Raw genomic sequence first — 26056 nt, 5'->3', positions numbered from 1 at the left:
GCGTGGCTGGCGCAGCTTAGACACTTAGGTCCATGTCCGATTGCAATGTGCTGGGCGGCGCCCTGGAACAGGGTGGCACCGCTTACCGGCTTCTATCGTGACGGCTGCTGTGCGACCGGACCCGAGGACCTCGGTTGGCACACCATCTGCGCCGTCATGACCACCGAATTCCTGGCACACCAGCGCTCGGTCGGCAACGACCTGTCGATTGCGCGCCCGCCACGGTGGCTGCGCCCTTGAGGTGGTGCCCCTTGAGGCGCTGGGGTCTGTAAAGCTCGCCGGTCATGGGTGAAAGTGACCCGCGAGCTTATGAGCCTGACCGCTTAGCCCGCGCTGGGGTGCCGGTCGGAGAGACCAAGGTGCAAGTGCTCGCTGTGGTAAATGGCTTCGTCAAGAAGCTGCGCCACATGCGTGTCGTAGAGGCTGTAGACGATGCTACGGCCTGCCCGGTCGCCCACGACCAAGCCGAGATTCCGCAACACTCGAAGTTGATGCGAGACGGCGGACTGTTCCATTCCAATAGCCTCGGCGAGGTCGGTTACCGGAAGCGGGCCGTTCCGTAGCTGGGTGAGGATCATCAGCCGGCTCGGAGTCGCCAACGCCTGCAGTGTGGACGCGACCTGCGCGGCGGCCTGGGAATCCAACGGCGCTGACGGACGATTCCTGCCTTCGACCCCGTGCCCCATGGTTAGGCAGCCTATCCCCAAAGAAATAAATGAACATATGATCATATATTCTGATATGTTGGCCGGGTGGCTGTTCGTGAACTCTCTCCCGCCCGGTGCACCTCAGCGTCGCCGTTGGTCCTAGCGCGCCGAACCAAGCTGTTCGCGTTGTCGGAGATGCGTTGGGCCGCGCTGGCGTTGGGCCTGTTTTCAGCGGGACTACTGACACAGCTGTGCGGAGCACCGCAATGGGTGCGGTGGGCGCTGTTTCTGGCGTGCTACGCGACCGGCGGTTGGGAGCCAGGGCTGGCCGGGCTACAGGCGCTACAGCGAAGGACCCTAGATGTCGATCTGCTGATGGTGGTCGCGGCGATCGGCGCGGCCGCCATCGGGCAGATCGCCGAGGGCGCTCTGCTCATTGTCATCTTCGCAACCTCCGGTGCTCTGGAAGCACTGGTAACGGCCCGCACCGCGGACTCGGTGCGTGGGCTAATGGGCCTCGCGCCGGGCACCGCGACCCGCGTGGGCGCCGGCGGTGGTGAGGAAACGGTCAACGCCGCCGACCTAAGGATTGGGGACATCGTGCTGGTACGGCCCGGTGAGCGCATCTCGGCGGACGCAACCGTGCTTGCCGGCGGCAGCGAAGTCGATCAGGCCACCGTCACCGGAGAGCCGCTGCCCGTCGACAAGTCAATCGGCGATCAGGTGTTCGCCGGCACTGTCAACGGCACCGGCGCCCTGCGGATCCGGGTCGACCGGCTCGCGCGGGATTCCGTCGTCGCTCGCATTGCCACCCTGGTTGAACAGGCCAGCCAGACCAAGGCGCGCACCCAGCTGTTCATCGAGAAAGTCGAACAACGCTACTCGATCGGCATGGTCGCCGTGACCCTCGCCGTATTCGCGGTGCCCCCGCTATGGGGGGAGACCCTGCAGCGGGCGTTGCTGCGAGCCATGACGTTCATGATCGTCGCGTCGCCGTGTGCGGTCGTGCTGGCCACCATGCCGCCACTATTGGCCGCAATCGCCAACGCCGGCCGCCACGGGGTGCTCGCCAAGTCCGCGATCGTGATGGAACAACTTGGAACCACCACACGGATCGCGTTCGACAAGACCGGCACCCTTACCCGCGGTACCCCCGAACTCGCCGGCATCTGGGTGTACGAACGACGATTCACCGATGATGAACTGCTGCGGCTTGCGGCTGCAGCGGAGTATCCCAGTGAGCACCCACTGGGTGCGGCCATCGTGAAAGCCGCCCAGTCTCGCCGCATCCGGCTGCCGACCGTCGGCGAGTTCACCGCACACCCAGGTTGCCGTGTCACCGCCCGCGTCGATGGCCACGTCATTGCGGTCGGATCGGCGACGGCACTGCTGGGCACTGCCGGCGCCGCCGCGCTCGAAGCTTCCATGATCACGGCGGTCGACTTTCTGCAAGGCGAGGGCTACACCGTCGTCGTCGTGGTATGCGATAGCCATCCCGTCGGGCTACTCGCCATCACCGATCAGCTTCGCCCCGAAGCCGCCGCGGCGATTTCCGCTGCGACCAAACTGACCGGGGCCAAACCGGTATTGCTTACCGGCGACAACCGGGCCACCGCCGATCGGCTCGGTGTACAGGTTGGCATCGACGACGTACGGGCCGGGCTACTGCCCGACGACAAGGTCGCAGCCGTGCGGCAGCTGCAAGCTGGAGGTGCCAGATTGACCGTGGTCGGTGACGGTATCAACGACGCTCCGGCCTTAGCGGCCGCGCATGTCGGCATCGCCATGGGCAGCGCCCGATCGGAACTCACCCTGCAGACCGCCGACGCCGTCGTCGTCCGCGATGACCTGACCACCATTCCCACCGTTATCGCCATGTCGCGGCGAGCCCGGCGCATCGTGGTCGCCAACCTCGTCGTGGCCGTGACATTCATCGCCGGGCTCGTTGTGTGGGACCTGGCCTTCACGTTGCCATTGCCACTGGGCGTCGCCGGACACGAAGGTTCCACCATCATCGTCGGACTCAATGGGCTGCGCCTACTGCGCCACACGGCCTGGCGCCGCGCCGCTGGCACCGCGCACAGGTGACGCTGTGTGTCTTGAAAAGTCAAATTGTTGTCTTCTAGTGTCAAGACTCAAGGCCGAGTGCTGGTGCACAGTGAGTTCGGTGACGCACACCACCCCCGGTTGACAACGAAGTCGCGGGTCAGCCTTCGCCCGAACAGGAAGTACGCCGTGCACTCCGAGCAGTCAGCCAGCATCGAACACGTCGACGTGCTGATCGTTGGCGCCGGCATCTCCGGCACTGGCGCCGCCTACTACCTAAAGACAATGCAGCCGGCCAAGACATTCGCGATCGTTGAAGCCCGGTATCCAGCAATTCGATCCGACTCCGACCTGCACACGTTCAGCTATGAGTTCAAGCCGTGGCAGCACGAGAAGGCGACCGCCAGCGCGGACGCCATCATGGTCCACCGAGGACGCTCGCTGGCTGGTGGAGATCGAACGCTTCGACACCGGCGAACACGTCACCATGAGCTGCGGATGGTGATCATCGGCAGCGGCGCGACCGCGGTCACGCTGGTGCCGGCCATGGCCCAGACCGCCGGCGCGGTAACCATGCCCAAACTGATAGGCCGCGATCGGGCCTACGCCGTCACCCGGCGCAAAGACATCGCCAAGCAACGGTTGGTGTGGCGGTTATGCCAACGGTATCCGCGAGCCGCCCGGCGACTGATCCGTCATCTCAACGCCAAGCAGCTGGCCGCCGGATATCCGGCCGACGAGCACTTCAAGCCGGTCTACAACCCATGGGACCAACGCCTGTGCGCGGTGCCAGATGCCGACATGTTCAAGGCCATCCGCGACGGCCGGGCCTCGGTGGTCACCGAGGCGATCGATACTTTTACCGAAAACGGAATCCGGCTGCAATCCGGACGCGAATTGGCGGCCGACATCAGCATCACTGCCACCGGCCTCAATCTGCTGGCCTTCGGTGGCATCAACCTCTCGGTCGACGGAGTCGCCGTGGACGTTGCCGAGAAGGTGGCGTTCAAGGGTTTCCTGCTCAGCGACGTGTCCAACTTCGCCGGCCCACATGGACGCACCCGGGCACACCATCTGCTGTCCGCAGCTGCCCGCAGCCATGCCGACCCGGCCGCTGCAGGGCGCCGAAGCCCCCTGGCGGACCTCAAGGTGTTGCGCGAGGGCCCGGTCGACGACGATCACCTGCGCTTTACGACGTCGGCTTCGGCGAGCCGGCTGACGGTGAAGCGCATCACCAGGAGCACGCCATGGAACTGATGTCACCGATCGATGCGCTGTTCTTATCAGCCGAGTCGCGAGAGCATCCGCTGCATGTTGGCGCGCTGCAACTGTTCGAGCCACCCGCGGGGGCGGGACGTGGGTTTGTGCGGGAAACCTATCAGGCGATGCTTCAGTGCCGCGAGATAGCACCGCTATTTCGCAAGCGCCCCACGTCGCTTCACGGTGCACTCATCAACCTCGGCTGGTCGACCGACGCTGACGTCGACCTCGGCTACCACGCGCGGCGGTCTGCCCTGCCGGCGCCGGGCCGGGTGCGTGAGCTGCTGGAACTGACGTCACGGTTACACTCCAATCTGCTCGACCGGCACCGCCCGCTCTGGGAAACACACGTGATCGAGGGCCTCCGGGATGGACGCTTTGCGATCTATTCGAAGATGCACCACGCCCTGGTCGACGGGGTGTCCGGACTTACGCTGATGCGCCAGCCGATGACCACCGACCCCATCGAGGGCAAGTTGCGCACCGCCTGGTCACCGGCGACGCAGCACACCGCCATCAAGCGACGGCGCGGCCGCCTGCAACAGCTGGGGGGCATGCTGGGATCGGTTGCCGGGCTCGCTCCCTCAACGTTGCGACTGGCGCGTTCCGCGTTGATCGAACAACAGTTAACACTGCCCTTCGGGGCCCCGCACACCATGCTCAATGTCGCCGTCGGGGGAGCGCGGCGCTGCGCCGCGCAGTCCTGGCCGTTGGACCGGGTCAAGGCGGTGAAAGACGCGGCCGGGGTCAGCCTCAACGACGTGGTGCTGGCGATGTGCGCCGGCGCACTTCGCGAATATCTGGACGACAACGACGCGCTGCCGGACACGCCGCTGGTTGCGATGGTTCCGGTGAGCCTGCGCACCGACCGCGACTCGGTCGGCGGCAACATGGTCGGGGCGGTGTTGTGTAATCTGGCCACCCACCTTGATGATCCAGCCGACCGGCTGAACGCCATCCACGCTTCGATGCGCGGTAATAAGAACGTACTATCGCAGCTGCCCCGCGCCCAGGCGTTGGCGGTGTCACTGCTGCTGTTGAGCCCAGCTGCGCTGAACACCCTGCCGGGCTTGGCCAAGGCAACGCCACCGCCGTTTAATGTGTGCATCTCGAACGTGCCCGGTGCGCGCGAACCGCTGTACTTCAACGGCGCCAGGATGGTCGGCAACTATCCAATGTCGTTGGTGCTCGACGGACAAGCGCTCAACATCACCCTGACCAGCACCGCCGATAGTCTCGACTTCGGAGTCGTGGGTTGCCGCCGCAGCGTTCCACACGTGCAGCGGGTACTCAGCCATCTGGAGACCTCGTTGAAGGAACTGGAGCGCGCGGTCGGGCTATGAGGAAGTGCTGCGGGTCGCGCTGGGTTTGACCAAAGCCAGCCCAGTTTATCTGCCTGGTGTAAAGGGACGTATCTTGCTGGCTGGGCAACTCGAGCATCGTAGCTCGTGGAAATGATCGATTATCGCTATATTGCGTGAGATCTATAGTCCGTCATGTGTGCGACTTGGCCCAGTCAGTTGACTGACCGGCTTTCGGCTGCGGTTGGTCGGTGAGATGACCGAAGGAGTACGAGGAGTGACGCAGGGGGTAGTTCCTGATGGTTTGGCGGCGGCCGCGCTGTCGCCGGCGGTGGATTCGGTGTCAGGGGGCTCACTATGACGGCGCCCATCTGGTTTGCCTCGCCGCCGGAGGTGCATTCGGCGTTGCTCAGCGCCGGTCCGGGCCCGGCTTCGTTGCAGGCGGCTGCCGCGGAATGGACATCGCTGAGTGCGGAGTATGCTTCGGCAGCCCAAGAGCTCACTGCGGTGCTGGCAGCGGTACAGGGCGGGGCGTGGGAGGGTCCGAGCGCCGAAGCTTATGTGGCCGCCCACCTACCTTATCTAGCCTGGCTAACTAAATCCAGTGCCGACAGTGCGCGGCTGGCCACCCAGCATGAGGTTATGACCACGGCATATGCCAGCGCGCTGGCGGCGATGCCGACGCTGACCGAGTTGGCCGCTAATCACACCAGCCATGCGGTGTTGCTGGGAACGAATTTCTTTGGAATCAATACGATCCCGATCGCGCTCAATGAGGCCGACTATGCGCGGATGTGGATTCAGGCGGCCACCACGATGAGTATCTATGAGGGCACCTCCGATGCGGCGCTGGCGTCGGCACCGCAAACCACACCGGCTCCGGTACTGTTCAACGGCGGTGCTGGCGTTGCCAGCGCCCTGCCGGCGATCTCCGCCGCAACGTTGGACCCCGCCAGCATCATCGGGATCATCATCGAGATATTGATTCAGCTCTTTCTGATATCGCTCGAGATCCTGTTTGCAATCGTCGCATACACGATCATCATCGTGCTCATCTTGCCGCTCGTGATCTTCGCATACGCGATCGTCTTTGCGGTCCTGGCGATCATCTTCGGCCCGCCGCTCCTTGTGATCGCATCGCCATTTGTGCTCACCGGCTCCGTGATTGCGGTGCCGACCTCGTTGTCGACTTCGTTGTCGACTGCGGTGCCTATCGGCGTTGGCCAGTACCTCGCGGACCTGGCGAGTGTGGACGCGCAGGCTATCGAAGTGGGCCTAAAGACGGCGGACGTGGCGCCCGTTGCCGTACGACCTGGGGCGGCGCCGCCGTTGCGTGAGTCTGCCGCGGTGCGACCGGGGGCCAGGCCGGTGTCGGCGGTGGCTTCGGAACGGGGTGCCGGCGTGTTGGGGTTTGCCGGGACCGCTGGCAAGGAGTCCGTTGGGCGGCCTGCGGGGTTGACCACGTTGGCCGGTGGTGAGTTCGGGGGTAATCCGTCGGTGCCGATGGTGCCCGCTAGCTGGGAGCAGTTGGTCGGCGCTGGCGAGGCTGGCTAGCGCACCTCGGTCGCGCCGGTGCAGGTAGCGGGCCAATCGCCGCGATAGCCGGCGTCCACGTCGTCGGCCGTCGTCGGCTCCAGCGCGACGCTTCGCCATCGTTGGCCACCGGTGCCGGTCGGCTGCTGGCTCTTGGCCGGCTGTAGGCGCACCACACGGCCGACCGCCCGTCGGAGCCCGGGTGGACCCTCGATCCGAAAGAGGTCGCCGATCCGGCCGGCGCCGTACCGCAATGGTGAGGCGAGGAACTCACCCAACACCACCCCGCTGCCAAGCGCGAGTGCAGTCGCGGCCGCTTCCAGCAGCTGGGCCAGACCGCCGTCGGGTGTGTCATTAACGGCGAACGCGAACACGGCACGGAAGACCGCAAGGCCCGGCAGCATCGGCATGATGCCGGCGGTGGCCGTCACCAAGGCGGGAGCCTGCCGACGGATTGAGATCAGGGTGGCCAAGAAGCCGACGCCGATCGCGGCGGTCCAGGTGGCGACCACTCGGCCGAACCCGGCCGCGCCGAGTCCGATGAGCACCAGTTCGGCGAGTCCGGCCGAGAGTCCGGCGGTGGCCACAGAACGTAGCGGCGCATAGCTCGCGATCGTCAGGCACACGCCGGACAGCGCCGCACCGCTTACCGCGACGAGAATCGGTAGCGGCATGCCCGGGGTGGCGAGCGTCGTGGTTGCGTCGACATGCAGTTCGATCTGGATGCCGGCATTGGTGACGCCCCGCAACGAGATGAGGATGCCGACGACGATCCCCGCGGTCAGGAACAGGGCGTCGCCAAGCCGGGCGAGTGCGGTGAGCATGTACCCGGTGACCGCGTCCTGCATCGAACCCACCAAGGTCATCCCAGACAGCAGCACAACGATTCCGGTGGCCACCAGCGCGGTCGGATCCTGGCCGGCGATCAGGTAAGCCGCCACCGCGACCAGGGTCGCGATCCCCGCGCCGAACACGCGCTGGAAGAACAACGGGGTCCCGATCCGGTTCAGCAGCCGGCCCAGTCGGTCGATCACGCCAGACGTCACGGCAGCCAAGACGCAGGTCAGCCAGGTTCCGCCGAGCAACATGGCGACGCCGAGTGCGAAGCCCGCCGCCCCCGCGGTCGCCAGCCAGCGCGGGTAGGGGTGGGGCCGTTCGGTCAACTCGTCCATAGCCTCGTGAGCCTGGTCGACTGCGACGCCACCGGAGGTTATCCGCTGAACGAGTCGATCGAGTTCGGCCAGCCGGCTGTAGTCGGTGGACCGGGTCCGGACCGACCGCATGATGGTGACCGGCGGAGTGTCGGTGGTCGCTAGCGCGGACACGATGATGGTGGTAACGGTGATGTCGACAACGCAATCGGTGAGCTGGTAGGCCTGAGCCACGTCCTGGGCGGTGGCGACGACATCCGCGGTGCCAGAGCCGGACGACAACATCACCTCGGCGAGCCGGATGGTCAGGTCAAGGACCTTTCGGGTGTGCAGGTCACCCATTCCGCCGGAGGTCCGGCTCCGCCGGCCGGCCACGGGCAGCGGATCGCGGCGCCCGCGCAGTGCAATTCGCAGACCACGGCGCAATGCCGTGTTGTCCGATCGATCTTGATCCATCGGTCAGCAGGATACTGAGACGTTACCTGGATTCGGACCACGCCCGCTGCCAGGTGCGCTCACGGTTGTCTGCAACCTGGCCTGGTTGCGGTAGGCGGCCGGTCCGGTTCCGAACCAGCGTTTGCACGAGCGGGTCAACACGCTTTGTTCGGCGTAGCCCAGTTCACGTGCCAAATGGGTAAGGCCGATCCCGGTGGTCCTTAGGTAGCGATCGGCGACATCCTTGCGGACCCGATCGACCAGAATAACGAATGTGGTGTTCTCCTCCGCAAGTCGACGTTGCAGCGTTTTCGGGTGCAGGTGGAACTGCTCGGCGACCACGTTGAGCGTCGCCGCTCCGGTGGGCAGCAGCTGGCGCACGATGGTGCGCACCGATTCCACGATCCCCTCGCCCAGCGGCGTGATGCTGCTCAGGTAGTCGACGACCACCCGGTGCGCGACATCGTCGTGGTTGAGGGGACGGCTCAGGTCCGCGGTGCGCATGGTGAAACCACCAACACGTTCGGCGAAGTAAGGCCGGCAGCCGAAGTACTGCAGGTAGAAGGCTTCGGGTGTGAGTGGGTCGTGGGGCAAGTGCACGGCCAGTGGGGCGTAGTCAGCGCCCAACAACAACCGGATCACCCCGAGCGCCACCCCGAGCGCCAGCTCCATGGTCTGCGGATACGGCGCCGGCTCGTCGAGCAGGAACTCGAGTGCAATGAATGACCGCTGTCCGGCCAGCGGCGTGATCCGGATGGCGATAACCGGGCTGTAGGCCGCCATGAAGGTGTTGAAGATCGCCAGAGCGTCACCGACCGTGGCGGCCGTGCGGGCCGCCACACCGACCGGTCCTAGGATCTCAATCCCTTGCCGCTGTGCTAATCGTCTCCCGAAATCCATTGTGGCGGTGACCGCTGCGGCCGATTCGATTGCCCGAATCGCTGCCCGGATCGAAATGAACGCGTCATAGTTGCCGACATCCTGATCCCGAACACCCGCGGCCCGTAGCAGAGTGGCCGGGTCACCGCCCAACCCGGCAACCAGGCTCGGGTAGTTAGCCAGAGCGGTCCCGCGCACCACGGACATGCCGTCGACCCTCTGCGGCGGCCGTTCCGCTGTCAAGGGCGGACCGGCGGCCCGTATCAGAGCTTGTAACCGATGGCGCGCAACAGGTCACGCCGCTGCGCAATGTCGCGATCGGTCTCCACTCCCAGAGGGGTCTGCCCGTCGACAACACCCACGATGCCGCGACCATGCGGGGTCACCGCGACGACAACGTCGACCGGATTGGCTGTGGCGCAGTAGATCGTGCAGACCTCGGGCACCGCCTGCACCGGGTTGAGGATGTTGATGGGAAACCCCTCACGTAAGAAGATCACGAAGCTATGCCCGGCCGCGATGGCCAGCGCAGTGCGGGTCGCGAGTTCGACCAAATCGCCATCGTTGCCGGTATGGCGAACCAACCGGGGCCCGGACGCCTCGCAAAAGGCGAGCCCGAACCGTAGCGATGGGCTCACGCCGACCATGGCCTCGTGCAGGTCTTCGACCGCTTTGATGAAGTGCGCCTGGCCGATCACGACGTTGACATCGTCCGGCTTGTCGACCGACACCACATCCCAGGCCAACGACATTGAGGTCACAAACCCATGCTGCCACCAATACCTCTCAGCCGGACTACTTCGCCCACCCGACGTTGTCACCTCAAGCCGCCCCGGACTACATGCGTTGTCATCCCGAAGTCAGCTGGGCGGCGATGTTCTTGCGACTTGCCAAACCTCGGGCACCACAGAAGCCTTCCCGGATCACTCGGTAATGGGTGTAATGGGTGCATGGATCTGATGATGCCCAACGACTCGATGTTTCTTTTCATTGAATCTCGTGAACACCCCATGCATGTGGGTGGCTTGTCGTTGTTCGAGCCGCCGGAGGGAGCTGGTCCTGAGTTCGTCCGTGAGTTCACCGAGCGTTTGGTTGCCAACGACGAATTCCAGCCCATGTTCCGAAAGCACCCTGCGACGATCGGGGGTGGAATCGCCCGTGTGGCATGGGCTTATGACGACGACATCGACATCGATTACCACGTTCGCCGCTCGGCGCTGCCCTCGCCAGGACGAGTCCGCGATCTGCTCGAGCTGACCTCAAGGCTGCATACCAGCCTGCTCGATCGCCACCGCCCGCTGTGGGAGCTGCACGTGGTGGAGGGGCTGAACGACGGCCGGTTTGCTATGTACACCAAAATGCACCACGCCCTGATCGACGGTGTTTCGGCGATGAAGCTGGCGCAGCGCACGCTGTCGGCTGACCCGGACGACGCCGAGGTGCGCGCCATCTGGAACCTGCCTCCGCGCCCACGTACGCGCCCGCCATCGGACGGCTCGTCACTGTTGGATGCGCTGTTCAAGATGGCGGGATCCGTTGTCGGACTTGCACCGTCGACGCTGAAGCTGGCTCGTGCGGCGCTACTCGAGCAGCAGTTGACGCTGCCGTTCGCGGCGCCACACAGCATGTTCAACGTCAAGGTCGGGGGAGCCCGCCGGTGCGCTGCGCAGTCCTGGTCGCTGGACCGGATCAAGAGCGTCAAGCAGGCCGCCGGTGTGACCGTCAACGACGCCGTCCTGGCGATGTGTGCCGGTGCGTTGCGCTACTACCTGATAGAGCGGAATGCGCTGCCGGACAGACCGCTGATCGCGATGGTTCCGGTGAGCCTACGCTCCAAAGAGGACGCTGACGCCGGCGGCAACTTGGTCGGCAGCGTCCTGTGCAATCTCGCCACCCATGTCGACGACCCAGCGCAACGGATTCAGACCATCAGCGCGTCCATGGACGGCAACAAGAAAGTGCTCTCCGAATTGCCGCAGCTGCAGGTGCTTGCATTGTCGGCATTGAATATGGCGCCGCTGACGTTGGCGGGTGTACCGGGTTTCTTGTCGGCAGTGCCGCCACCGTTCAACATCGTCATCTCGAATGTGCCGGGGCCGGTAGACCCGCTCTACTACGGCACGGCCCGGCTTGACGGTAGTTACCCATTGTCGAACATCCCGGACGGTCAAGCGTTGAACATCACCCTGGTGAACAATGCTGGGAATCTCGACTTCGGACTGGTCGGGTGCCGTCGCAGTGTGCCCCACTTGCAGCGGCTGCTTGCGCACCTGGAATCGTCGCTGAAGGATCTGGAACAGGCCGTCGGGATCTAAAGAACCCGTACTCATGCCCAAGCTCAGCGCGGGTGTGCTGCTGTATCGGGCGCGCGCCGGTGTCGTCGACGTCCTTCTGGCGCATCCGGGCGGCCCGTTTTGGGCGGGAAAGGACGACGGCGCTTGGTCGATCCCGAAGGGCGAATACACCGGCGGCGAAGATCCGTGGCTGGCCGCCCGGCGCGAGTTCTCCGAGGAGATCGGGTTGTGCGTGCCTGACGGGCCGCGAATCGACTTCGGGTCGCTGAAACAGTCCGGCGGCAAGGTGGTGACCGTGTTCGGTGTCCGGGCGGATCTGGACATCACCGACGCACGAAGCAACACCTTCGAACTGGACTGGCCGAAGGGCTCGGGCAAGATGCGTAAGTTCCCCGAGGTCGACCGGGTGAGCTGGTTTCCGGTAGCGCGGGCACGCACCAAACTGCTCAAGGGGCAGCGGGGTTTTCTCGACCGGTTGATGGCGCACCCGGCCGTGGCGGGATTGTCCGAAGGACCAGAATCCCTGCCTTGCTGAGCGCCCTCACCGTAGCGGACTACCCAGTGTGGGCGCGCCGCCGTCGCCGCAGAACCACCACAACGGCCCCGCCCGCCGCGCCCACCGCGATCGCCGACACGACCACCAGCAGCAGCGGGGGGAGTGCGACATCGTCGTAAACGGTGACCACCTGCCGGTACGGATCGTCGTTCGGTGGGTGGGCACTACCAAGGCAACGTTGTCGGTATCGGCGTTCATTGCCAGCTACATGACGATCGTCTCGGTCGTCCCGTTCCCAATGAAGCAGCGCGACTTCATGATTCAAAGTTGCTTGGGAGCCATGTGCTGTGACCCGCGGCACCGCAGGCGCATGCATAGCTCGGCGTAGCCAACACCATGGTTGCTGTGATCACTGCGGTCGCCACACAGACGACAAGTCCCAACCGGCACGCGGGCAGCACCGCCATGCCGCAGATGTTACGCGGCCGAACGCAACGAACCGACCCGGATGTGGCGCCCGAGCCGATCGGCCCACCGGGGATCAACTGACCGAAGAGGGTCGCACCTTAGCGTAGGCCCGGCACAATGTCGGAGAGGCTGACGGTGAGCGGGCGTTCGAGCTGGGCATAGCTGCATGAGCGTGGGTCGCGGTCGGGGCGCCACCGGTTGAACTGTGCGGTGTGGCGGAACCGCGCGCCTTCCATGTGGTCGTAGCGGACCTCGACCACCCGCTCGGGTCGCAGCGGCACGAACGACAGGTCTTTGCCGACATTCCAGCGGGAGAACTCGTTCTTACGTGGGGTGCGCTGGCCGGCAACGTGGGCGGCCCAGTTCCATGGGTGGTCGTCGAAGCTGGTGACCAGCGGCTGCAGCTCGGTTAATAGCCGGCGTCGTTCGGCCATGGGGAACGCGCCGATCACGCCGACCGACGCGAGTTGGCCGTCCTCCTGGTAAAGCCCTAGCAGCAGTGAGCCGATCGCGTCACTGCCGGACTTGTGCACCCGGTAGCCGGCCACCACGCAATCGGCGGTCCGCAGGTGTTTGATCTTGAACATAACGCGTTTGTCCGGTTGATAGGTGATGTGCGGCGGTTTGGCGATGACACCGTCTAGACCGGCCCCCTCGAACTCGGAGAACCATCGTTGTGCGGTCGCCATGTCGGTGGTTGCCGGGGTGACGTGGATCGACAGGTCAGCGTCGGCCCCCGAACCAGTTACGGCATCGACCAGAGCGGCTCGTCTTTCGCTGAACGGCCGCCCGGTGTAGTCGTCGTCGCCGAGGGCCAGCAGGTCGAATGCGATGAAGGAGGCTGGTGTGCGGTCGGCAAGCATTCGCACCCTCGACTCGGCAGGATGGATGCGCTGTTGCAGCGCCTCGAAGTCCAAGCCGTGGTCGGTGGCGATGATGATCTCCCCGTCGATCACACAGCGATGCGGCAGCTCGGCCCTGATCGCGGCGACCAGCTCGGGGAAGTAGCGGGTCATCGGCCGCTCGTTGCGGCTACCCAGTTCGACCTGATCACCGTCGCGAAAGCAGATGGAGCGGAATCCGTCCCATTTGGGTTCATACGACGCGTCCGGCGGGATTGCGGTGACCGATTTGGCCAGCATCGGCGACACCGGCGGCATGACGGGTAACTGCATGTGCTCATTCTTGCGTGCGGCATGCTGGAATTCCGATATGGCGGCGGCAGCTGAGGAACTCGACGTCGACGGCATCGCGGTGCGGTTGACTAGCCCGGACAGGATGTATTTCCCGAAGCTGGGGTCGCACGGCACCAAGCGCCGCCTCGTTGAGTACTACTTCGCCGTGGCCGGGGGTCCGATGCTGACGGCGCTGCGTGACCGGCCGACGCACTTGCAGCGCTTCCCGGACGGCGTCGACGGCGAGCAGATCTACCAAAAGCGGATCCCGCGGCACCGCCCTGACTACCTGCAGACGTGCCGGGTGACGTTTCCGTCGGGGCGGATGGCTGACGCGCTGAAGGTGACCCACCCGGCGGCGATCGTATGGGCGGCGCAGATGGGCACAATCACCCTGCACCCGTGGCAAGTGCGCTGCCCCGACACCGAGCACCCCGACGAATTGCGCATCGATCTAGATCCGCAACCGGGCACCGGCTTCGTGGAGGCGCGTACGGTCGCCGTCGATGTGCTCCGGTCCGTGCTGGACGACCTCGGTCTGGTCGGTTATCCGAAGACATCCGGGGGTAGAGGGATTCACGTATTCCTGCGCATCGCCACCGACTGGGACTTCGTCGAGGTGCGTCGGGCGGGCATTGCGTTGGCCCGGGAAGTCGAGCGCCGCGCACCGGATGCGGTGACGACGTCGTGGTGGAAGGAAGAACGGGGCGCGCGTATCTTCATCGACTTCAACCAAAACGCCCGCGACCGCACCATGGCGTCGGCCTATTCGGTGCGTCCTACCCCGATCGCGACGGTATCGATGCCGTTGACCTGGGAAGAGCTGGCCGGCGCGGATCCCGACGACTACACCATGACCACGGTGCCCGAGCTGGTGAAGATCCGCGACGACCCCTGGGCCGGCATGGACGACGTGGCCCAGTCGATTGCACCATTGCTGGACTTGGCCGCCGCCGACGAGGAGCGCGGGCTCGGTGACATGCCGTATCCGCCGAACTATCCGAAGATGCCGGGCGAACCCAAGCGTGTTCAGCCGAGCCGGGATACCGACTTGAAGAGGGGAAACACGTCGAAGTAACGCGGTGCGGCTCGCTCCTCAGATGCGGGAAATGCGATTGGTCTGTCCCACATTTCCTGGATTATCACGGCTTTTCCGCGATCATCAACGTGTATCCGATTCGTCCGGTTTGTACCGCGGCGCGTGCGAGCGCTGTGAAATCGCGCACCGAGTCGTGGCGAATGCCGTTGTCGGCGAGGATCTCCGGTGCGGCGACGTGCAAGGCGGTGATCCGCGCGTCGATGCGGTCGATCATGTCCAGCAGGCTCTCGTCATGAGACTCGATGTGGCGGGTGCGCAATCCGGCCCCTTCGAGGATGTCGGTGTAGTCGGTGACGGTTCGGGCGTCGGCGATGCAGGCGACCCACGCGGCCAGTGCGGTCAGCTCCGCCGGCAGGCCGCCGTCCCCGACGGTGACATCGGTGATGCCGGCCAGGCCACCGGGACGCAGAATCCGAGCGAACTGCTGGGCGGCGGCGTTCTTGTCCGGGAATGTGCAGAACGCGCACTCGCACACCAGCGCGTCGAATGTGTCGTCGGGCAACGGGACTGATTCGGCGTCGCCCAGGTGGAAGCGCACCCGCTCGGTCAGGCCGGTTTGCGCGACGGCGGCTTGGGCGCGCCTCACGTTGATCTCGCTGATGTCGACCCCGTCGACAGCCACACCGTAGTCGCTGGCCAGCAGCCGTGCGGAGGCGCCGGGCCCGGCGGCGATGTCGGCGACCCGCCGCGGGCCGCCTGTCGACCTCAGCCCGAGTTGGTCAGCCAACCTACGGGTCAATGTCGCGCCGCCCGGGTGAAAGGAGTCACCGAGTAGCAAGGCGACGATGTCGCGGGAATAGGCGTCGGCGCAACACGCTTTGATCTGCTGTGGTGGCAGTGCCATCGGCCCACCTCGGGTTGCCCCCGCGAGCCTGGCGGTACTCCCACCGGTATTGGCCTGTTTTGATCCGTGTGGTGCGTCCGCCAGCAACCCGGCGAGTGGGATGGCATTGGGCACAATGTCGGGTACCGGTACCCCGGTGAGCTGTTCACGCACCTGCTCTCGATAGCCGACCGAGTTGTAGGCGCAGAACGGGATCAGCCGTCCGTCCGGGGTGATCTGTTGCACGCAGCATTTCATCAGCTGTTTGACGTTGAGGGTGTACGGATCCTGGAAGTCTTGGATGACGATGGCGAAGACCCGGTCGGTGAGGTGCGCGAGGGCCTCGGGCAGGTTGATCCCGCAGCCCTCGGCGCAGTTCAGGGCGGCGGTAGCCCGCTGTAGCTGTGCGGTCATGGTGTCGGTGCCTGGCACCGCCGACGCCGACCACAAGTTCTCCAAGGCTTCGCGGATCGCCAGGTCAGGGATCACCCGGTTAGAGACGTAGTCGAGGTAGTCCTCGACATTGAGCAGCCGCGGAATCGGGACCACATGCTCCCCGTCGGTGAGCAGGTAGGTGATCGATCGGCAGCTGGGGAAGCAGCATGGCACCGGAAAGAAGTCACCGGGCCTGAACCATTCGGGCAGTTGCGCGGTGATGCAGGCGATGATGTCGGAGTTGGTCAGTCGGGTCAGCGGGTCGAACTGCACATGCCGGCCGGCGTGGGTGACCGGCTGAAATACCACCGATTGCACTCCGGGCTGCGCCATGCCGTGGCGGATGACCGCGCCGAGCTCGTGCTCGTTGAGGCCGCGTTCCACCGCGGCCACCAGGCTGACGGTCAGGCCCGCCGCGGCGCAGTTGTCCAGGGCCCGCTGCTTTACGTCCCGCAGATCGCGGCCCCGGATTCGACGATGTGTTGCCTCGTCCAGGCCGTCGAACTGCAGGTAGATGTGCACGGGGTGGCCGGGACGGTTGCGGGTGGCGAGCTGGTCGACGAATCGCCGGTCGGAGGCCAGCCGGATGCCGTTGGTGTTGATGATGACGGTCTTGACCGGGCGGGCCTGGGCGGCGTCGACGAACTCGAGGAGTTGTTTGTGGATGGTCGGTTCGCCACCGGAGAACATCACCACTTCGGGTTCACCCTCGGCGGCAACGAGCGTGTCGAGCATCCGTGCACACTGCGCCGCGGTGATGGCGTAGCCGTCGGGTTGGTGGCCAGAGTCGGCGAAACAGATCGGGCAGTCCAGGTTGCAGTGTGTGTTGACTTCGATCAACCCCAGGCAGGCGTGTTGCTTGTGGTCCGGGCACAGCCCGCAGTCACTGGGACAGCCGTCGCGCACCTCGGTCTGAAACCGCAGCGGAAAGGTGCCCGGTTTGTTGAATCGTGCTGATTCCAAATACATCTGGGCATCCCCGTACACCAGGGCCTCGAAACTTCCGTGCTCGCGGCAGCGCTTACGCAAATACACCTTGTCGTGGCGGATATTGACCTGGGCGTCGACCACGACCTTGCAGACGGGGCAGATGCTCTTGGTGTACTCGACGAACATCTCGTCACGGTCGCGCTTGCAGTCAGCCCGCGTCATTGGGCTAGTCCACCATGCGGCAACGCCTGCGCGATAGATCAGTGTCTGCGGTCGAACAATCGGGGTTGGGTCCGCCGGCGGCGTGGGTGAGGACTCCCATCGGGTAGCGGCCCGGAAAGCTGGCCAGGCCGCCGATAGCGTTGGCCGCGGCCACATTTCTTAGCGGCCCCGCCCAGGTTCAGCCGTGCACCAGCTCCATGATCTGTGGCAACGCTTCACGGGCCGCGATCCGGCCCGCTTCACGGGCGCGGTCGATCTGGTGGTACTCCATGAGTCCGACGCCGATCGGGTTGGGCTTGATCACCAGGTCGGCCTGGGCCAACACTTTTTCCGATGCCATCGCGCTGCTGATTGTCATGGTGCGCAGCAGGGTGTCGGTTAGGCCGGGCACCCGTGGTTTGCCGCGGCGACGGCCGCCGGACGCGGGGCTTGGATTTCCGCCAGAGGCCACGTTTACCGCAATCAGTGGGCCGTCCTTGCCCACCAGCGTGGTGACGGGCACGTTGTCCAGCACACCGCCGTCGACGTGCAGGGTGCCGCCGTAGGGCAGTGGCGCATACAGAAAAGGCAGCCGCATCGAGCAGCCGACGACGTCGGCGAGCGGGCCTTGGCGGTGCACGACGGGCCGCCGAGCCAATAGGTCGACACTGACGCAGCGGAAATGTTTCGGCAGCTCCTCCACCAAATGGTCTCCGAAGATCGTGCGTAGCGTGGACTGGGTGCGTTTCCCGCGGATCAGCCCCTTGCTCGGCAGGGTGTAGTCGCCGTGGCTCTTGCGCACGAAGTGCTCGTAGATTTGCGCATCCACCCCGGCAGCATCCAAACCGCTGGCCGCCAGAGCCGCGATGATTGCGCCCATGCTGGTGCCGGCAAAGCGGTCGACGGTGACCCCGGCGGCCTCCAGTTCCTCCAGCACGCCCAAGTGGGCACACGCCCTCGCTGCCCCACCGCTGAGGACTAGCCCCACGGAACGGCCCGCGATACGCGTGGCGAGCACCCGCAGGTCGTCGGCGACATATTCGCGTCGGACCACATGCATCGACCGCGGCGTGATCAACTGCTCCCAGGCACGTCGGTGCTCCCGGCCGGCGGGCCGTCCGGCCAGCACCAGGTCGGCGCCGGTCGCTCGGGTCGGCAGCGGGGCCACAGGCACGGCCGGGTTGCTGGCCACCAGCACCACGCGATCGGCGACACGCAAACAGAATTCCCGCCACCGCGCGTCGCCGACGGCCGCATGCAGCACCACCCGGTCGGCGGTCTGCTCGGCACGTTCCAACCCGTCGCAGTCGACCCGGCCGGGGGCGACAGCACGTAGCCGTGTCGACAGTGCCCTGCACAATTCGGTGGCCACCATTGCGACCGGTGCATTGGCGTCGACACCGACGACCGCGACAACGACCTCCGGCGTTGTCCGCTGAGAGGCCACGCGTGTCTGGTGCTGTCGTTTGGCCAGTACCCCCGCCAGCGCCCCAAGCACCCCGGCATCGGCGATCTTCGCGAATTCGGCCTTGGTCACTCGCATCAGGGACGAGTCGCGTACCGCACGAACCGACGCGGACCGCGGCGCATCGAGCAGCACCCCGAGCTCCCCGACCACCTGACCACGGCCCAGCTCGGCCACCACTTCGTCCTTTGCGCCGTCGCCGGCGAGGACTTGCAGGCGGCCGCTGCGCACCACGTAGAGCGCATCGGACACATCGCCCGCGTGGAACAAATACGAGCCTGCTTGCAGCTCAATCTGTTGCGTGTCCGGCCTGGCAAACCGCAGAGCCTCCAGCAGGTTGACTTCGCGGGAAGTCTTGGGGGTCGGGGCCACTGCCGCGGCGGGTGAGGCCACCGGTGCGGGTCTCGGCGGCCGCCGCGCTCCCAACGGAGCCACCGGCGGCCCCGGCGGGGGTTCAACCGCAGCTGGGACTGGGCGGATGCGACCCAGCGACAGCGCCCCGATCCCCACCGCCACGAAACAGATCGCGGCCAACGCCCACCCGTGACGCAACGCCTCTTCGGCTGCGCCCGGTGCCGGTGTGCCGACCAGGATCACCAGCACCGCGACGCCGATGACGGCGCCAACCTGGCGGATGGTGCCGGTCACCGCCGAAGCGGTGGCGTAGCTGCCGCCCTTGGCCAGCCGGGCCAAGGCGGCACTGCCGAGCAGCGGGAAGGTAGCGCCCACCCCGATTCCCTGCAGTATCTGGCCGGGCAGCCATTCACCGAGGAAATCGGGCTGGGACCCGACAACCTTGAGATACCACAGCAGGCTGGCAGCCCAGATCAACGCGCCGATGCCGACGATGAAGCGGTAACCGTGCCGGTCGGCGACGCGGCCAAGCACCGCCGCGACGACGGCGGCGACCAGCGCGGCGGGGGCGACGGCCATGCCAGCCTCCAGCAGCGTGTAACCCCAGACGTAGTTGAGGAACAGCACGTGCGTCAGCAGATAGGCGTAGAAGCCGGCGCTGGCCACGGCGGTCAGCCCGGTGCCGGCCACGAACGACTGGATGCGCAACAGCGTGGGCTCGACCATCGGTGCCGGGTGGTGTCGTGAGCTCATCACAAACCCAACCATCGCGACCGCCGCGGCCAGCAATGACCCGCTGGTCGGCAGGCTGGCCCAACCCCAATCCGGGCCCTTGATCAATCCCAGCGTCAAAAGGCCCAGCGCGAAAGCCAGCAGCACCGCGCCGCTCACGTCGGGCACACGCCGACGTCCGGCGGCCCGGTTCTCCACCAGTGCCCGCCGAGCGGCCAGCACAGCGAATACCCCCAGCGGAAGGTTCACCAGGAACACCCACCGCCAGCCATCCGCCTCGATGAGGGCGCCACCGATCGGCGGGCCGAGGCCCGCGGCGATGGCCCCCGCCGCGCCCCACAGGTTGACCCCGTGCGCGCGCCGCTCGGCCGGGAAGGCCTCGACGACCAGCCCCAGCGAAGCCGGTACCAGAACCGCTGCGCCGATGCCTTGCAGCACACGGAACGCAACCAGTTCCCCGACGCTTTCGGCGATTGCGCACAGCCCGGACGCGACGGTGAACAACACCACCCCCAAGATGAACACCCGCTTGCGCCCCATCAGGTCGGCCAGCCTGCCGGCGGCCACCAGGAACGCCGCGAAAACAATGTTGTAGGCGTTGAGCACCCAGGACAGGTCACTGATGTCGCTGTGGAAGTGCCGCTGGATATCGGGGAACGCGACGTTGACGATCGTGGAGTCAAGGAAAGCGAGGAAGGCGCCGAACGCCGCCACCAGCAGCACCGCCGCCGAGGAGGGCTGGCGGCGTCGTCTGCTAGGGCCGACGGGCCCGGCGGCTATGACGGGCGCAGCATTGTTGGTGGCGACGGTGTGCACAGTCAAGGGGAACTCCACGTTCTTGAAGGGTCAGGGATATGTGACGCGTCAACGCCGTCGGTTCAACGGTGGACTTGTAGCGTGACGAGGCTTGGTGGCTTACCGGCGGCTAACTTGCAGAGCGATCCACGTCGGTCAGGTGGCTCGGCGCCGGCATGGCGGTTGGTGGGGTTGCAAATGTCGACCGGTCTGGCGGTCGTCGGCGGCGGCTCCAAAACCATCGGTCCACCCGCCGCAGAACCGCAAATGGGGCGGGATCCCGGAAGTCGATCCGCAGCGGTGCGGCGTGCGAAGCAACCATGTTCATGATTTGGCGGGCGGCCAGATAGCCGGAGCATGCCGCCTTCTCCATGGTCGGAACAAACAAGGTCAGGTCGGGTGAATAGATCACCTCACCGGCTAGCAAAAGGTTAGGCACTGAGGTGCAAATACCCGGGGAGCGGTGGCGCGCGCCCGGCATCAATACGGTAAGCGGCGAGAAATTCACCATGCGCTGCCCGCGCGCAGGCGCCGAGACAAGATGAGGAGGCAGCTCGCTCGCCACCTTTTCGTATTCGGCCTCGTCTAAGTGCTTCAGCTCGTGATCGATCCGCCAGCCCAAGACGTTCGATTTATCGAGGCCGCACTGCGTCAGGCACTCGGTCAAGATCTCATCGGGCGTACATTCACTCAATGGCCGATCAAAAACAGGTCCGGGCGTTTCCACATCACTCCAGGTTATTGACAGAACGTAGCGGGTTCCTTCCGGCAGGCGGACGTTTTTCCAGAAACCTTCTCCCTGCAGAACGCAGACCAGCGACCACTGGCTTTGCAGATGCGTAGTGACGACTCCAGGGCGGATGAACGGAGGCCACGTCGCGGGGAGGTCGCGCAGAAAACACTGGATTCCGTTCGATGCCTCAAGCGCAAGGGCGTGCTGCTGTGTGAGCTGAGGGAGATATCGCTTGACATGAGCTGATTTGGCCAGCTCTCGCAGCGTCAGATAGGGCACCGCGAGCAGGGCATAGTCGCAGGCAAACCGGCGGCCATCGGACGATATCAATGCGGTGACGCGACCGTCGTCGAACTCGAGATCGCCGACACGCGTGTTGAAGTGGATGTCCACGCCGAGCCTTGTCAGGTGACGAATCCAGGGATCGACCATGCGCTCGCTGGTCGGTCCATCCATCATCATGATCGCGGGCAGCTTTGCGTCGTTGAGGGCTGATGGACAATTACTTTTCAGGCGAAACAGCCCCTTGAGAACGATGGGCGCAATGGCCGCCGCTTCGGCACTGGTGCGCGCCGCGACGTAAATGCGCGGCACAGCAGAAAAGAATTCCTGCGCCTGGGCAGACTTGCGGCCGAGCTGCAGATAATCCGCATACGAGATATCGCCCAGCTCCGCCAAGAGTCGCTCTCGGCACATCCACAGCAGCCGTAGATGGGCGTAGAGGTAGTGGAGGACGTCGGTGGCCGGCACACCTCGTTGGGCCAGACCAACGATTACCATTGGGCCGCGCAACAAGATCCGGACAAGTTGCCGCGGCGGTTCGACTACCTTGCCTACGATCCGCGCGAAGGTTGGCCGCCGGCGTTGTAAGGCAACTGGCGCAGCGATTCGGCCAATCACGCCTTGCGCGGTAGCCGAAACCATGCTGACGCCGACCAGGTTGTCTAGCACGGTCCTGTCATGCTCGCTGGGTATACGCGAGAACAGCGTCAGCAGGGTTTGGTAAGTATCGGTGTAAACCCGCAAACTGTGCTCGGTCGGGTGGCCGTCCGCGAGACGTAAACTCTTGGCCTTGCCCCCAGCTTCGGATGCAGCTTCGCACAATGTGACTCGCACCCCGGCTTCGGCCAGGATCATGGCGGCAGCCAATCCCGCGATGCCAGCACCGGCAATCACGACGTGGGTATCGGCAGGCGACGGTTTCATCTGCAATAGGCCTCAAGGAACGATTCGGGCGGTACTGACGCGACCGTGGGCACATGCGGTCCACGGGAGAAAAGGTGCCGGCCTGGAAGCATTGACCCAAGACACGGCGGACGCTCTAACTCTGCCATTTGCTGGGTCCGCAGCCATCGGTGCGAACGCGTAAATGTGTCTGCGCGGCGGGTCGTAGGTGCGCCGGGCTATCGGTTGTCCATACGTACTTTGGCGGATATTTGGATCCATGCCGCAGCAGGCGCGGTAGTGTGCGCTTTAAAGCCGAGGCCGCCTGAATTCAAGCTGTCGTCCCGGGTGGATCCAACGCCGTGCGGCTATCCCGCATCATTCACTCCACGCGGAATGGTTGGGGACTCGCGGCGTTGCTCTTGGGGTCGATCATGATTTTTGCGTGCGCCTCGGGATCGCCGAGCGCATCGAATGCTGCCGCCACGCCGGGTAAACCGACCGTCCCGGTGATCAGCGGCGCGGCGTTGACCTTGCCGTCGGCCAGCATGTGCAACGTGTCGCGGAACTCTAACGGTGTGTAGCCGAGAACAAACCGCAGGTCGATCTCTTTGTTGATCGCCATCGCCGGCCGGATGTGGTCTGAGCCCATGCAGACGCCGACCACGACGACGCGCGAGAACAGCGGTGCGCTGGCGATGATGCCATCGATAATTCCCGGAACGCCAACACATTCGAAGATGACTGGACGCTTTGGCGTTGCGGCGCCAGCTGCTTCGGCAGCCCGCCAAAGGTGCCACCACGGCAGCCGCAGCCGCTGCAGTCTTTCGACCGTGGCGACTGCGAGGTCGAACGCGTCGAGGATGCTTTGCAGGTGTCTGTTTCCCTGTCCAAGGCCGGCGGCTACCGCATACGGTGAGTCCTGTACGGGATCGACGACGGAATCAGCGCCACAGGCGGTTGCGAGGGCACGACGGCAGGGTGAAAAGTCGCTTGCGATCACCGTGCGTACCCCGCGCGACTTCAGCATGCAGATCACCGCGAGGCCGATCGGACCGCACCCGATCACGATCGCGACGTCGCCCTTGCCCACCTCGCCGCGCCGGACGGCGTGCCATCCGACGGCCATGGGCTCGGTCAGCGCGGCTATCTCGGGCGCCAGCCCGTTCGGGACAGGAAACGTCAGCGACTGCTCGACGACGAGCCGCTCGGCGTAGGCGCCCGGCGCCATTGTCGAAAGCCCGATCCCGTGCACCTCTTTGTTGCCACGCCGCAGCAGCGGCATGGCGACGACCGGGGTGCCGCGCCTAGGGGTCCTGCGGGTGCCCGGACCGTAATCGACCACCTCGCCACAGAACTCGTGTCCGAACACCACTTGCTGATTCGATCGCATGAAGGCGTGGTAGCCAGATTCGGCCATCACGTCGGCCAGTTCATCACAGTGCAAGCGGGCATGCAGGTCCGATCCGCAGATGCCGCACCGCAGCACATCGAGCAACAGTTGACCCTTGGCCGGCGCCGGGGACGGCCGGTCGACTACCTCAAGCTTTGCGTTGGTGCAGGTCACCGCCTTCATCGCGTAGGTCCTCTCGATCCGACAGCAAGCGGCCTGAACGTGCGCCGTGGCGGGGCTGTCACCATGGACTACGTGGCCACCGCTATTGTGGTGACGCTGGTCATCCTCCTGGGCGTCGGGATCGTCGTCAACGAACTGCTCCGGCTGAAGCAGTGGTTGAAGAATTCGCGCCCCGATGCGGAACCGGCGGAACCTCCCGACGGCAGTTAGCTGCCCAGGCCGCGCAGGGCCGTGACGGTGTCGGCCACGGTGTCGCGCGGATCGCGGTAGGTGATGCCTAGTTCTTTTTCGCTCGGCGAATCGTCGGACTCCGGCATCTGTGTGTAGTACTGCATACCTGCCGCGGTGAACGGAGTATTGAAAGGCAGATAGGGCCCGGCTTGATCCAGCACCGATCCCGCGACACGCAGCGCGGAATCGGGCACCGGGACGGGCAGCATCGTGGTGCCGGCGACCTCGCCCAGAATTTTCGCGAGCTCGGGCACCGGAATCCGATGACCTCCCGCAGTGTAGCGGCGCGGCCCACGCCCGGATTCCAACAACGCCGCGTGCAGTGCCGCCACATCTCGGACGTCGACGATCAACCACGCCGCGCCGCGCCCGGGAATGACATGCATCCACAATGCGGACCGGACACCCTCCCCGGCTTCACCGAATTGATCGCCCACCGGCGGGCCGAGGACCATGCCAGGATAAGTGATGTTCACCGGTGCGCCGGCGTCCTGAAGACCGCGCGCATAGATTTCGATCTGCGCTTTGGATTGTCCGTATCCATCCGTCCCACCGGCAACCGGCAGATCAGCGGCCAGCGTCTTTAGGTCGGGACGAAACAGCGCCGTGAAGCTCGACACATGCACGATCGGATCCAGTCCGAGCTCGACGGCTTGACCGAGAACATTTTGGGCGCCCGCCATGTTCGTCCTTAGCATCCGCGAAGTCTCACGCGGGTCGGTTGCCACCAGCGCGGCGCTGTGCACGACGGCGTCGCATCCGTTCAACGCCTCCCGTACCGAATCGCGGTCGGATATGTCTGCAACCGCAAAGTCCGACACGTCGACGCCCAGTTTCGCGACAGACGTCTTCAGCCGTGCGGGATTTCGCACCAGGAACCGGACGGAGCGGCCCGCGTCAGCGATGGCTTTGGCAGTCCACCCGCCCACAAATCCCGTACCGCCGGTGACCAGAACGCGCATGGTGGCATTCTGCATTGGATCACCGCCCAGCTCTCGCTGGGGTGGCAGCGCAGTTCTGGCTACAGGCGGCTGGCGGCGAAATTCGCGCCCTGGCCTACCATGCCGTTCACCGCGTACAGGCCATGCGCGACCGGGCTGTTGCCGTCGCCACAAATCGAGTCGCCATCGGCACACAACTGAAGCGTTTTCGGCTGGTACAGGGGACCGATGGCGATCGGCGGCGCGCCGTACTGGCCCAGGAATTGAGCCGACGGTGCGCCGAACAGAGTGACCGCGGCGACGTGGTTTGCTACCTCCGGGGCCATCGGTGCCGGTACCGCCTGCACGGGTACACCCGGCGGTACCACAGCCGAGGTGACATACCCGGCCACCGCCGCACCTTGGGAGTATCCACCGAGCACTTGCCTGGTCTGGGGACAGCTCGTCGCCATTGACTGGATATGAGAGCCCGCGTCGCGAATTCCGTCGATGACCGTCTTAGGGAAGTCGCTGCTGGCAAAGTCGTTACTGGCGGGGTAGTTAACGGCGTAGACCCCGAGTGACTTGGCGCCAACCTGGGAACGCAGTGCGTCGACGAACAGTCCTCCGACGCTGCCAACACCAGGTGGCTCCCCGGTGCCACGGGCAAACACCACCTCGACGTCGGGACACGGTTCGGCGGAGACCATCGGAACGTGCGCACTCAGTAGTGCAGGAGTGGTCACTGCCGCTGCTGTGCCCGCCACCACCGCAAGCCGGCGAGCCCATCTGATGACATCCATTTTGCAACCCAACCTTCGCAAGCCCGATCTCGATGCTAGTTGGAGATCGGGGAGGCTTCTCGTCTTCTGACGGGAAAGCGCTAGCCCGCGACAGTGAATCCGACAACGTG

18 protein-coding genes and 2 pseudogenes are annotated in these 26056 nt (G+C 65.2%); 8 read left to right on the top strand and 12 right to left on the bottom strand.

All coding sequences use genetic code 11. The annotated features are described in order from the left end of the window. Positions 1 to 32: 32 nt before the first annotated feature. Positions 33 to 219 (top strand): annotated as a pseudogene (locus MCAN_RS19785) (DUF2237 family protein); the annotation flags it as partial. Positions 220 to 323: 104 nt separating this feature from the next. On the opposite strand, the gene nmtR reads toward MCAN_RS19785, so the two are convergent. Continuing rightward, positions 324 to 686, bottom strand: coding sequence for a Ni(II)/Co(II)-sensing metalloregulatory transcriptional repressor NmtR (gene nmtR, locus MCAN_RS19780; RefSeq protein WP_003901716.1), 363 nt, complete (start codon positions 684 to 686; stop codon positions 324 to 326). A gap of 66 nt (positions 687 to 752) precedes the next feature. On the opposite strand from nmtR, the gene MCAN_RS19775 reads away from it, so the two are divergent. The 4 genes from MCAN_RS19775 (at position 753) to MCAN_RS19755 (ending at position 6808) form a co-directional block, all read left to right on the top strand. Further along, a complete protein-coding gene (locus MCAN_RS19775) occupies positions 753 to 2735 on the top strand; it encodes a heavy metal translocating P-type ATPase (protein WP_014001930.1) in 1983 nt (660 codons plus the stop codon). Between the two features lie 27 nt (positions 2736 to 2762). After that, complete coding sequence (locus tag MCAN_RS23300) at positions 2763 to 3950, top strand: NAD(P)/FAD-dependent oxidoreductase (RefSeq protein ID WP_407635591.1); 1188 nt, start codon at positions 2763 to 2765, stop codon at positions 3948 to 3950. Continuing rightward, positions 3950 to 5296: a WS/DGAT/MGAT family O-acyltransferase gene (locus MCAN_RS19760; protein WP_003900746.1), complete on the top strand. Its 1347-nt coding sequence runs from the start codon at positions 3950 to 3952 to the stop codon at positions 5294 to 5296. Before MCAN_RS23300 ends, MCAN_RS19760 begins: the two co-directional genes overlap by 1 nt. 315 nt (positions 5297 to 5611) lie before the next feature. Beyond that, positions 5612 to 6808, top strand: coding sequence for a PPE family protein (locus MCAN_RS19755; RefSeq protein ID WP_014001928.1), 1197 nt, complete (start codon positions 5612 to 5614; stop codon positions 6806 to 6808). Here MCAN_RS19755 and MCAN_RS19750 read toward each other — a convergent pair. The 3 genes from MCAN_RS19750 to MCAN_RS19740 are packed head-to-tail and all read right to left on the bottom strand — an operon-like array spanning position 6805 to position 10004. Beyond that, the gene (locus MCAN_RS19750; RefSeq protein WP_014001927.1) at positions 6805 to 8394 is read right to left on the bottom strand and encodes a threonine/serine exporter family protein; all 1590 of its coding nucleotides are present in this window, start codon (positions 8392 to 8394) and stop codon (positions 6805 to 6807) included. The two genes, MCAN_RS19755 and MCAN_RS19750, sit on opposite strands and share 4 nt — an antisense overlap. Positions 8395 to 8397: 3 nt before the next feature. After that, positions 8398 to 9459: an AraC family transcriptional regulator gene (locus MCAN_RS19745; RefSeq protein WP_014001926.1), complete on the bottom strand. Its 1062-nt coding sequence runs from the start codon at positions 9457 to 9459 to the stop codon at positions 8398 to 8400. A 56-nt stretch (positions 9460 to 9515) separates the two neighbouring features. Then, positions 9516 to 10004, bottom strand: a complete 489-nt coding sequence (locus MCAN_RS19740) for an adenosine-specific kinase (protein WP_003899658.1) — start codon at positions 10002 to 10004, stop codon at positions 9516 to 9518. A 198-nt stretch (positions 10005 to 10202) separates the two neighbouring features. Between MCAN_RS19740 and MCAN_RS19735 the strand changes: the two genes are divergently transcribed. Both MCAN_RS19735 and MCAN_RS19730 read left to right on the top strand, forming a co-directional pair. After that, positions 10203 to 11567: a WS/DGAT/MGAT family O-acyltransferase gene (locus MCAN_RS19735; protein ID WP_014001925.1), complete on the top strand. Its 1365-nt coding sequence runs from the start codon at positions 10203 to 10205 to the stop codon at positions 11565 to 11567. A 13-nt stretch (positions 11568 to 11580) separates the two neighbouring features. Next, entirely contained in the window at positions 11581 to 12081 is a 501-nt protein-coding gene (locus tag MCAN_RS19730; protein WP_014001924.1) for an NUDIX domain-containing protein, read from the top strand. 19 nt (positions 12082 to 12100) lie between these two features. Here MCAN_RS19730 and MCAN_RS19725 read toward each other — a convergent pair. Both MCAN_RS19725 and MCAN_RS19720 read right to left on the bottom strand, forming a co-directional pair. After that, positions 12101 to 12509 (bottom strand): annotated as a pseudogene (locus MCAN_RS19725) (DUF2330 domain-containing protein). Between the two features lie 99 nt (positions 12510 to 12608). Beyond that, positions 12609 to 13685 (bottom strand): ATP-dependent DNA ligase, encoded by a 1077-nt coding sequence (locus MCAN_RS19720; RefSeq protein ID WP_003420435.1) that lies wholly within the window; start codon positions 13683 to 13685, stop codon positions 12609 to 12611. A 37-nt stretch (positions 13686 to 13722) separates the two neighbouring features. Here MCAN_RS19720 and ligD point away from each other — a divergent pair, with 37 nt between their 5' ends. Continuing rightward, positions 13723 to 14763, top strand: coding sequence for a non-homologous end-joining DNA ligase (gene ligD / locus MCAN_RS19715; protein WP_014001922.1), 1041 nt, complete (start codon positions 13723 to 13725; stop codon positions 14761 to 14763). Between the two features lie 64 nt (positions 14764 to 14827). Here ligD and MCAN_RS19710 read toward each other — a convergent pair whose 3' ends face one another. From MCAN_RS19710 to MCAN_RS19685, 6 genes are all read right to left on the bottom strand, one after another. Continuing rightward, the gene (locus tag MCAN_RS19710; RefSeq protein WP_041180184.1) at positions 14828 to 17194 is read right to left on the bottom strand and encodes a radical SAM protein; all 2367 of its coding nucleotides are present in this window, start codon (positions 17192 to 17194) and stop codon (positions 14828 to 14830) included. Positions 17195 to 17372: 178 nt separating this feature from the next. Then, positions 17373 to 20540 carry an MFS transporter gene (locus MCAN_RS19705; protein WP_014001920.1) on the bottom strand — a complete coding sequence of 1056 codons (3168 nt, stop codon included), beginning with the start codon at positions 20538 to 20540 and terminating at the stop codon, positions 17373 to 17375. A gap of 109 nt (positions 20541 to 20649) precedes the next feature. After that, positions 20650 to 22458, bottom strand: a complete 1809-nt coding sequence (locus MCAN_RS19700; RefSeq protein ID WP_014001919.1) for a hydroxysqualene dehydroxylase — start codon at positions 22456 to 22458, stop codon at positions 20650 to 20652. 340 nt (positions 22459 to 22798) lie between these two features. Next, the gene (locus tag MCAN_RS19695; RefSeq protein WP_014001918.1) at positions 22799 to 23992 is read right to left on the bottom strand and encodes a zinc-binding dehydrogenase; all 1194 of its coding nucleotides are present in this window, start codon (positions 23990 to 23992) and stop codon (positions 22799 to 22801) included. Between the two features lie 206 nt (positions 23993 to 24198). After that, positions 24199 to 25185 carry an SDR family NAD(P)-dependent oxidoreductase gene (locus MCAN_RS19690; RefSeq protein WP_041180327.1) on the bottom strand — a complete coding sequence of 329 codons (987 nt, stop codon included), beginning with the start codon at positions 25183 to 25185 and terminating at the stop codon, positions 24199 to 24201. A 59-nt stretch (positions 25186 to 25244) separates the two neighbouring features. Continuing rightward, positions 25245 to 25946, bottom strand: coding sequence for a cutinase family protein (locus MCAN_RS19685; protein WP_014001916.1), 702 nt, complete (start codon positions 25944 to 25946; stop codon positions 25245 to 25247). Between the last annotated feature and the right edge of the window lie 110 nt (positions 25947 to 26056).

It is taken from the genome of Mycobacterium canetti CIPT 140010059 (genome assembly GCF_000253375.1).
Lineage (GTDB): Bacteria > Actinomycetota > Actinomycetes > Mycobacteriales > Mycobacteriaceae > Mycobacterium > Mycobacterium tuberculosis.
Note: the sequence above shows the minus strand (reverse complement) of the source record. Positions and strands in the feature narration are given on the sequence as shown.